Genomic DNA, 9,074 nt, shown 5'->3' with positions numbered 1-9,074 from the left:
TGGAGTCCAAGTGACCCGGACCGAATCTGCCGACCGACCGTTCCGCTTCGGCGTGTACGCCGGGGCCACCACCGACATCCAGGCCTGGCGGCACCTGGTCAGGCGCACCGAGGACACGGGGTACTCCTCGCTCCTGGTGCCCGACCATCTGGACCAGCGCTGGGGGCCCCTGGTCTCGCTGGCCCTCGCCGCCGCCTGGACCACCCGTATCGCGCTGGGAACGCTGATGCTCGCGGTGGACCTGCGCCGTCCCGCCGTGCTGTTCAAAGAACTCGCGACACTCGATCAGGCGGCCCCCGGGCGGCTGGAGATCGGCCTGGGCGCCGGCTGGCTGGCCACCGACTTCGCCAGTGCCGGGGTGCGCATGGACTCCCCGGGGACCCGGATCGCCCGCCTCGACGAGGCGGCGCGTCTCATCCGCGACCTGTGGGACAACGACCGGGTGACCCACCGGGGAGAGCACTTCCAGGCCGTCGACGCGTTCGGCGCGCCGCGCCCCGGCCCGGCGCGGTGGGTGATGGGTGGGGGAGGCCGCCGCATGCTGCGGACGGCGGTACGGCACGCCGACATCATCTCCCTGACCGCCCAGCTCTCCTCGGGCCGTAAGGACCCGCTCGGCGCCAACGCGAGCGCCGCGCGGTTCGACGAACGGGTCGCGTGGATCCGCGAGGACGCCGGGGACCGGCTGCCGGACCTGGAGTTGCAGTGTCTGCTCACCGACGTGGCGGTGGTCGGCGACAGCGCCGGCCACGCCGAGCGGCTGTCCCCGGCGTTCGGGCTCTCCCCGGCCGAGGTGCTGGAATCACCCGTGGTGCTCGCGGGCGGCATCGGGGAAATGTGCGAGCGGCTGTACGAGCGACGGGCGCGGTTCGGTATCGGCTACTGGGTGGTGCCCGCCGCGCGGCTGGAGGAGTTCGCCCCGGTCGTGAGGCGGCTGGCGGGCACGTGAGCGCGGGCCCGGAGAGATCCGGGAAACAGGGCCGAGGCCGCGGCCGGACACGAGCCGGCCGCGGCGCCCGTCGCCCCGGGGCGGGGCGGGGATCAGCGCAGCAGACCGCGGTGATCCGACCAGCCGGCGGCGATGTCCGCCTCCAGCTGATTGAGGCGTGCCGTGACCACCTGGTCGAACCCGTCCATGAAGTACTCGTCACCGGCACTCGGCGGTACCCGCACCCGGCCGGTGACGAACCGGTCGACGACGGTGCGCAGCGAGGTGTCCGCGTCCACGCGCCCCGCGATGTACCGGTCGGCCCCCGGCAGACCGGGGAAACCCGCCTCGCGGTACAGGTACACATCGCCCAGGACATCGATCTGCGCCGCCACCTGCGGGTGCGCGGACGGCCGCATCGTGTCGGGCCGGATACGCACCAACTCGGCCTCGGTGCCGGACTTGAGGGCGTGCAGCGCGTAGCCGTAGTCGATCCGCAGCCGGGGGGCCACCTGCCGGGCCTTCTCCTCGAAGGCGAGCAGGACGCTCTGCAGCTCCGCACGCTCCGCCGGGGTCAGGGCACCGTCGGGCCTGCCGCTGTAGTCCTCGCGCAGATTCAGGAAGTCCAGCGGGCGCCCGGGGGCGGCGGCGTCGAGTTCGGCCACGAAGTCCAGCAGATCGAGCAGCCGGTGGGCCCGACCGGGCAGCACGATGTAGTTGAGACCGAGGCGCACGGGTGCCTCCCGCTCGGCCCGCAACTGCTGGAACCGCAGCAGGTTCCGCCGCACCCGGCTGTAGGACTGCCGTTTGCCCGTGGTGCGTTCGTACTCCTCGTCGCTCAGGCCGTACAGCGAGGTCCGCACGGCGCCGAGCTCCCACAGCCCGCTCTGGGCGCTCAGCGTCTTCTCCGTCAGAGCGAAGGAGTTCGTGTACAGCGTCAGCTCGAAGCCGCGCCGGGCGGCCCGGCTCACCAGGCCGCCCAGGCCCGGATTGGTCAGTGGTTCCAGGCCGCCGGAGAGGTACAGGGCGTGCGGGTCGTCGTCGGGCATCTCGTCGATGACCGCCGCCAGCGTGGCGTTGCCGTCGGCAAGGGCCGTCTGCGGATAGCGGGCACCGGTCACCCGCACGCAGAAGTGGCACCGGAACATACAGGTGGGTCCCGGGTAGAGGCCGAGCAGGTGCGGATGGCGGGGGGTGCCGTTCAGTACGGCGTCCAGCACACCCCGCCTCTCCAGTGGGAGCACGGTGTTCGACCAGTACTTGCCGGCCGGTCCCCGGACGACCGCCGCGCGCAGCTCCGGACGCCCGGCGAACAGCTCCAGCAGGCGGCGGAACGCGTCCACGTCCAGCCGTAGTTCGCGCCGCGCCTCCTCCAGCGGGGTGAACGGACTGGCGCCGTAGCGCCGGGCCAGGGCCACCAGTTGTTCGGCGGTCACCCCCGCCACATCGCGCGGAGCGCTGTCGTCCACCGTCAGCAGGCTCCGCAGGGCCGCCGCGGCGGCGCCCCCGTCGCTCCCGGGGGTCGCGCAACGGGAGACCTCCGCCGTGCGTGGATCGCCGGCCACCGTCATCCTGGTCATCCCTTCGTGTGCTGTTGGCGGAAGGTCACGTCCGCGCCCCGGGAGACGGCAAGTCGTACGACGTCGCACACCCGCCTGATGCTCTCGCGGGACACGGACGTGCCCGTGGGCAGCGCGAGGACCGAGGCCGCGAGCCGCTCGGTGTGCGGCAGACGGAAGTCTCCCCGGGACCGGTAGGGCTCCAGCTCGTGGCAGGGCGGGGAGAAGTAGGGCTTCGCCACGACGTTCTCGGCGCGCAGGAGCTCGATGACCAGGTCACGGCCGATACCCGTGGCGGCCTGGTCGATCTCGACTATCACGTACTGGTAGTTGTAGGTCTCCCCGGGGTCGTGCGGTACCACACGCAGACCCGGCACGGTGCCCAACTCCTCCTCGTAGTGGGTGAAGTTGTCCCGGTTGCGGGCGACGGAGCACTCGAAGGCGTCCAGCGAGGTCAGCGCCATCGCGGCGGAGGCCTCGTTCATCTTGCCGTTGGTCCCGCCGGAGGGGGAGCCGGCCACGAGACCGGTACCGAAGTTGTGCAGGGCGCGCAGCCGTTGGGCGAACGCGTCGTCGTTCGTGACGATCGCTCCGCCCTCGAAGCCGTTCACCACCTTCGTCGCGTGGAAGCTGAACACCTCGGCCGAGCCGAAGCCCCCGACGGAACGGCCCCCCGAGGTGCAGCCGACGGCGTGCGCCGCGTCGAAGAAGAGGGGCAGCCCGTGATCGGCTGCCACCTTCTCCAGGGCATCGACCGGACTGGGCCGGCCCCACAGATGTACGCCGATGATCGCGGATGTCGCGGGGCCGATCGCCTCGGCCACCAGGGCCGGGTCCAGCTGCCCGGTACGCGGGTCGACATCCACGAACACTGGATCGAGCCCCACCCAGCGCACCGCGTGTGCCGTGGCCACGAAGGTGAGTGAGGGCATGATCACCTCTCCGCGCAGTTCCGCCGCCTGGCACAGCAGTTGCAGCGCGACGGTGGCATTGCAGGTGGACACGCAGTTGCGCACACCCGCCAGCTCCGCGATTCTTCCCTCGAATTCCAGGGCTATCGGCCCGCCGTTCGAGAGCCAATTGTTGTCGAGGGCCCAGTTGAGACGGTCGAACAGCCGGGTGCGGTCTATCTGGTTGGGCGATCCCACATACAGCGGATTCAGGAAGGCGGGCCGGCCGCCGAACAGCGCGAGATCACCGATGTCACGCTTCACAGCGCCTCCACCTTCTCGATGTCTTCGGTGTTTGTCTTCGGTACTTCGATTCCCGGGTGATCGATTTGCCCGAGCGCGGCGGATCCGTAGCCTACAGCTGAATTCCCGCGCGCACGAGGGCAGTTCCGCGTACAGATCGAGTACAGACCCTCCGACTGATTCCACGGCATCCTCTGGACGCCATCTCTTTCATTCCCTATTGCGCGGAGGAGTGCCCGCATGACGAACCCGTTCGAGAATCCCGACGGCCGTTATGTCGTTCTGGTCAATGACGAGGGCCAGTACTCGCTGTGGCCGGTCTTCGTGGACGTGCCCGCCGGCTGGGAGGTCACGCATCCGGAGGACAGCCGGCAGGCCTGCCTGGACCACATCGAGGAGCACTGGACGGATATGCGGCCCAAGAGCCTCGTCGCACAGATGGACGGCTGATCCCCGATCACCCGGCACGCCCTGCCGTGCCGCCGCGCGACACCGGATCCCGCACCTTTCCGAGAAACCGTGGAACGGCCGGGACGGTCCGCGCGGTTACCGACATGGAGGAAATCGAATGACCGTCTCCGACACGGAGAAGCAGTCTCCCGTGCGACACCGGAAACTCACCGGATGGAGCGGCGGCGCGGATTACTTCATCGTGCGTGAATACCAAGAATTCGACCCGCGGGCCGTCATCGACGTCCTGCGCGGTCAGGTCGCCGGAGTGATATTCCGGGGAATGGTGGACCCCGGCACCTGCGCCGCTCTGTCCGACCGCTTCTGGAAAAGTCCGGACCGGGCGCGGCGCAGCAGCGAGGCGCCGAGCTATTACCTGGGGACGTACCACTACCACAAGACGACGACGGAATACCTCGACGAGTCCGAGCGCACCGCCGCGGCACTGGACCGTGTGCTCGATGTGCCGGACGATCCGGTGACATCGGTCTACGGAGGCCTGGCCGAGGCGCTCGCCGCGCAGGGCGCGACCGTACGCCCGGCCCGGCACGGCGACCGTCAGGCGTGCCGCGCACTGCTGCGGTCCTGGCACGGTGACGGGCGCTACGCCCTGGAGCCGCACGAGGACCGTGCCCAGTGCACCGAGCCCAAGCAGGCCGACTTCGAGATCCAGCGGGTGCTCGACCACCAGATCACGGCGCTCAACATCTGCCTGGAGAACGGCGACGGCGGCCGGCTCCTGCTGTGGAACATCCAGCCGGACGATGCCTCCAAGCGCGAACTGGGCCTGCATTACACCGGGTCGCCGTACCCCACGGAATCCCTCGAAGGCATCGAGTGCCGCCGTCTCGACATCGGCGCCGGGGACGTCTACCTGTTCAACGGCTCGCATGTGCACGCGGTGGAGCCCAACGTGGGCCGTGACAGCCGGCGCACCACACTCGCCGGCATCCTCGGCTTCATCGACGACCACACGGTCGTCTCGTGGACCTGACGGGACACGTGGGCGGCGCTGTTCACCTCCCGCCGCCCACACCCTGCGCGCGGATCTTCTCCAGGACCGCCACCGCGTCCGTCGACCAGTCCTCGGTGGCGAGTGCCGCCCGCAGACGGGCCGTCGCGGTGGCCGTGGCCGGGTCGGTCACCGCTTGCCCGATGTCGGCCGCGAGTCCCTCGGCGGTCAGGTCGCGCTGCATCGTGGGGGCGGGAGCGACACCGAGCCGGTGCAGATGATCGCCCCACATCTTCTGACTCGTCTCGAAGGAGCAGATGACCTGGGGGATTCCGGCCCGCAGCGCCGCGTTGTAGGTGCCGGGACCGCCCGCGTGCACCGCTGCGCGCACGCGCGGCAGCAGCCAGGCGTAGGGGACGTCCCGGACACTGAGGACGTCCTCGGAGCGGCCGGTGACCTCGATGCCGCCCCAGCCCTCGACGACCAGGGCGCGGTGGCCGCTGCGGCGCACCCCCTCCAGCACGATCTCCGCCGTCGCCCGCGGGTCGGGGCTCATGGTGCTGCCGAAGCCGACGAACAGGGGCTTGGACCCGGCCTCCAGGAACTCCGTCAGCTCGGCCGGCGGCCGCCATCCGGGCGCCGGTGGCAGATGCCAGAACCCCGGCGTGTGCACCCAGTCCGCCCAGTCCGAGGCGGGCTTGATCACATGCGGGCTGAAACAGTGCAGAACGGGGGTCGGGCTGCCGTCGGCCCGGTGGCGGAAGTCCAGGAAGTCCTCCCGCGGCGGCAGTTGGAGAGTCGTACGCCGCCACTGGGCGATCGTCTCGATCAGGTCCGGCGCTATATAGCTCCGCGGGTCGGTGCCCCGCAGATCCTCCTGGTCGGAGAAGACGTCCGACAGGCGGCCGAAGGCCGGATACTCCCGCGAGATGACGAAGTTCGGGTAGAGCACACCCAGCACGTTCGGGACACCCAGTCTCTCCGCGATCTGGGCGATCTGTTCACGCGAGGCCTGCGAGTGGACGATCAGATCCGCGCCGTCGGCGGCGGCCGCCCACATGTCGTCGAGGACGGCGGGGTAGTTCCGCTTCGCCTCGTCGCGCAGGGACTCCCGCAGCCGCTCGGTCTCCGGACTGCGCCGGTCGCTGGTCCAGCGCAACTGCCGCACGTCCGGCCGTTCCCAGACCCGCACCGCCCAGTCGTCCAGCGGGGCGAAGTCGACGCCGTAGGCCTCCGCGAAGGGCCGGAAGAGACGGGGAGCCACCAGAACGGCTGTGTGACCACTGCGGTCCAGGGCGTGAGCGAGCGCCAGATACGGCTCCACATCGCCACGGCTCCCGTAGCAGTACACCAGGACTCTCACGGTTGTGAACCTCCGACGGCGGCCAGTGGCGAAGCGCTTTCTCCGCCGGGTCCGAAGAGCCTGGCGGGCGGTTCGGCCGACGGCAAGAGGCAGCTTGCCCGGTACAGGCCGTGTCCAGCCCGTGCCGTCCACCGCGCTCTAGCCTGCCTGCCGTGAAGGCGCTGATCTACACCCATGGCACCCGCGGAGACCTGCAACCGTATCTGGCGCTCGCCTGTGCGCTCGATCGTGCGGGGCACACCGCCACGCTCGTGGCACCGGGCATGTTCGCTCCGTTCGCCGCCGAGTACGGCATACGGCTGGAGCCGCTGACCGACGCCGGTGTGCGGCTCAACGAGCGGCCGGACGTGCGGAAGCTGTTGCAGAACAACGACAGAAGCGAAGCCGGCGGCCACGCGTACCGGCAGGCCCGGGAGAAGATCTTCAACGAGGTGATGCCGCGGATCTACCCGGTGATGCTGCGCCAGCTGTGGAACGCGGCGCGCGAGGGCGCCGACATCGTGCTGCACTCGCATCACTCGCGCCAGGTCATCCACCAGATAGCGGAGAAGCTGGGCGTGCCGCATGCGCTGGCCACCCTGTACCCGCACTTCACGCCCTCGCGCCGCTATCCCCGTGAGATGGGTTCATTCGACGCCCGCCCCGACAATCTTCAGCGGCACACAGCCGCGGACAGCGTGCCCCTCAAGCCGATGCTGGCGGACATGATCTCCACCTGGCGGTCGGACACGCTGGGGCTCCCGCCCCGCGAGGGCTACCTGGACGCGCGCCTCCTGGCTGACGGCCGCCCCGCTCCCGTCCTCCACGGCTTCAGCCCGTACGTCGTCGAACCGGCCCCCGACTGGCCGCGCTGGGTGCACACCACTGGTTTCTGGGACCTGCCCGCACCTCCCGGCTGGGATCCCCCGCGCCGGCTGCTCCAGTTCCTGGCGGCCGGCGACAAACCGGTCTTCATCGGGTTCTCCAGCATGTCGGGCGGCGACCCCGGCGAAACGGGCCGGACGGTGCTGGAGGCGGTGCGGCTGGCCGGGGTGCGGGCCGTGGTCGGCACGGGATGGGGCGGGATCACCCTCACGGATCCGCCGGACGACGTGCTCGTGGAATCCGACATCCCGTACGACTGGCTGTTCCCCCGGGTGAGGGCCGCGGTGCACGCGGGCGGCCCCGGCACGAACCACGCCGCCGCCGTGGCCGGTGTCCCGCAGGTGATGTGCCCGTTCCACAAGGACCAGATGATGTGGAGCGCGCGGATGCACGAACTGGGCGTGGCACCGGAACCCATCGGACAGCGGGACCTCACGGCCGGCCGGCTCGCCGCGGCCATCAGGCAGGCCCTGACCGATCCGGGGATCGCCGCCGGGGTGCTGCGTACGGCGCGAGCGGTGCGCGCGGAGGACGGCGCCGGGCGTGCCGTCGAGGTGATCGAGAGCTGGGAGTACGCGCGCCCCCGCCGCGTCGGCGGCTCCGGCACCGGGTCAGCCATGCGCGAGCGGCCGGCGGCGGGTGGCCGGGTCGGTGAGTGACGGGGGCTGGTAGCCCTCGTCGGCCGGGCTGATCGTGGTGCCGGGCGGCACGATCTCGTCGATCCGGTCGAGCACGTCCCGCGGGAGACGGACATCGACGGCGCCGAGCTGGCTCGCCAGGTGCTCCTGGGTGCGCGGGCCGATGATCACCGTGGAGACCGCCGGGTGTTCCAGCACGAACGCCAGCGACAGGTGGATCAGCGACAGGCCCGCCTCGTCGGCCAGTTCCGCGAGTCGCTCCGCCGCCTCGCGCTTGCGCCTGTTGGCGACCAGCTCCGGATCGTGCCGGTGCGGCTGACGCTCCAGGCGGCTGGACTCGGCGTGCGTCGTGTCCCCCTTGCGATAGCGGCCGGACAGCCAGCCGCCGGCCGGCGGGCTCCACGGCAGGACCCCCAGCCCGTACCGCTCGGCGACGGGCAGTACCGCCCGCTCGGCCGCACGGGCCAGGATGGAGTACGGGGGCTGCTCGGTGACGGGGCGCTGGTGGCGCAGGCGTTCGGCGATCCACTGACCCTCGACGATCTGGTGGGGCTCGAAGGTCGTGGTGCCGAAGTAGCGGATCTTGCCCTGGTGGACGAGGTCGTCGAGCGCGCCGATCGTCTCCTCGAAGTCCGTGGCGGGGTCGGGCCGGTGCACCTGGTAGAGGTCGATGTGGTCGGTCTGGGGGAGGGTGCGGGCGGGCACGTCGAAGGTGCGGACGGCCTGCCCCGAGCGGGGATGCGGTCAGCGAGAGAAACAGGCGGCACTGGTGATCACCATGTGATCGACCGTGCGGCGGCGCGTCAAGCGACGGTTGCGCGACATGGGGAAGGATGCTCACAGCCCTCTTCGTCACAGGTCAAGGGCCGACCGCATCCTGAGATGGACGGGGACGTGGAGAGTTCCCGCATGGTGGTAGCCCCTTGACCGCTGCATGGATCTCGGTGTTTGGTGACGCCCATGGCCTCCGTATTTCTGGTGCACCGCCACCACGTCGACCTCGGTCGAGTGGTCAGCGCGCAGTGTTGTTGAGGCACTGAGTCCTGCCTGCGGGCATCCCTCTCGCTTGCGCGTGTGCGGGCGCCGCTCTCCTCGCCGCCCCGCCTCCCACCGGGTACCCCAGGCCC

The 9,074-nt window shown here is 70.6% G+C and carries 8 protein-coding genes; 4 read left to right on the top strand and 4 right to left on the bottom strand.

What is annotated here, in order from left to right:
• Positions 1 to 10 precede the first annotated feature (10 nt).
• The gene (locus ACIOJD_RS25340) at positions 11 to 949 is read left to right on the top strand and encodes a TIGR03621 family F420-dependent LLM class oxidoreductase (RefSeq protein WP_401917722.1); all 939 of its coding nucleotides are present in this window, start codon (positions 11 to 13) and stop codon (positions 947 to 949) included.
• Positions 950 to 1,041: 92 nt separating this feature from the next.
• Here the strand turns inward: ACIOJD_RS25340 and desII are convergent, their stop codons facing one another.
• Positions 1,042 to 2,508 carry a dTDP-4-amino-4,6-dideoxy-D-glucose ammonia-lyase gene (desII, locus tag ACIOJD_RS25335; RefSeq protein WP_401917720.1) on the bottom strand — a complete coding sequence of 489 codons (1,467 nt, stop codon included), beginning with the start codon at positions 2,506 to 2,508 and terminating at the stop codon, positions 1,042 to 1,044.
• Complete coding sequence (locus ACIOJD_RS25330; protein ID WP_401917718.1) at positions 2,505 to 3,701, bottom strand: dTDP-4-dehydro-6-deoxyglucose aminotransferase; 1,197 nt, start codon at positions 3,699 to 3,701, stop codon at positions 2,505 to 2,507. Before ACIOJD_RS25330 ends, desII begins: the two co-directional genes overlap by 4 nt.
• 219 nt (positions 3,702 to 3,920) lie before the next feature.
• Here ACIOJD_RS25330 and ACIOJD_RS25325 point away from each other — a divergent pair, with 219 nt between their 5' ends.
• The gene (locus ACIOJD_RS25325) at positions 3,921 to 4,130 is read left to right on the top strand and encodes an MbtH family protein (RefSeq protein WP_401917717.1); all 210 of its coding nucleotides are present in this window, start codon (positions 3,921 to 3,923) and stop codon (positions 4,128 to 4,130) included.
• Positions 4,131 to 4,248: 118 nt separating this feature from the next.
• A complete protein-coding gene (locus ACIOJD_RS25320; protein WP_401917715.1) occupies positions 4,249 to 5,124 on the top strand; it encodes a hypothetical protein in 876 nt (291 codons plus the stop codon).
• 22 nt (positions 5,125 to 5,146) lie between these two features.
• Here the strand turns inward: ACIOJD_RS25320 and ACIOJD_RS25315 are convergent, their stop codons facing one another.
• Positions 5,147 to 6,445, bottom strand: coding sequence for a glycosyltransferase (locus tag ACIOJD_RS25315; protein ID WP_401917713.1), 1,299 nt, complete (start codon positions 6,443 to 6,445; stop codon positions 5,147 to 5,149).
• A 152-nt stretch (positions 6,446 to 6,597) separates the two neighbouring features.
• Between ACIOJD_RS25315 and ACIOJD_RS25310 the strand changes: the two genes are divergently transcribed.
• Positions 6,598 to 7,968: a glycosyltransferase gene (locus ACIOJD_RS25310; RefSeq protein WP_401917712.1), complete on the top strand. Its 1,371-nt coding sequence runs from the start codon at positions 6,598 to 6,600 to the stop codon at positions 7,966 to 7,968.
• Here the strand turns inward: ACIOJD_RS25310 and ACIOJD_RS25305 are convergent.
• Positions 7,921 to 8,652, bottom strand: coding sequence for an aldo/keto reductase (locus ACIOJD_RS25305; RefSeq protein ID WP_401917710.1), 732 nt, complete (start codon positions 8,650 to 8,652; stop codon positions 7,921 to 7,923). The two genes, ACIOJD_RS25310 and ACIOJD_RS25305, sit on opposite strands and share 48 nt — an antisense overlap.
• Positions 8,653 to 9,074: the final 422 nt, after the last annotated feature.

Origin of the sequence: Streptomyces sp. NPDC088116, from assembly GCF_044741745.1 — a bacterium.
Lineage (GTDB): Bacteria > Actinomycetota > Actinomycetes > Streptomycetales > Streptomycetaceae > Streptomyces.
The sequence above is the reverse complement of the archived record's forward strand: the minus strand, read 5'-3'. Positions and strand labels throughout refer to the sequence as shown.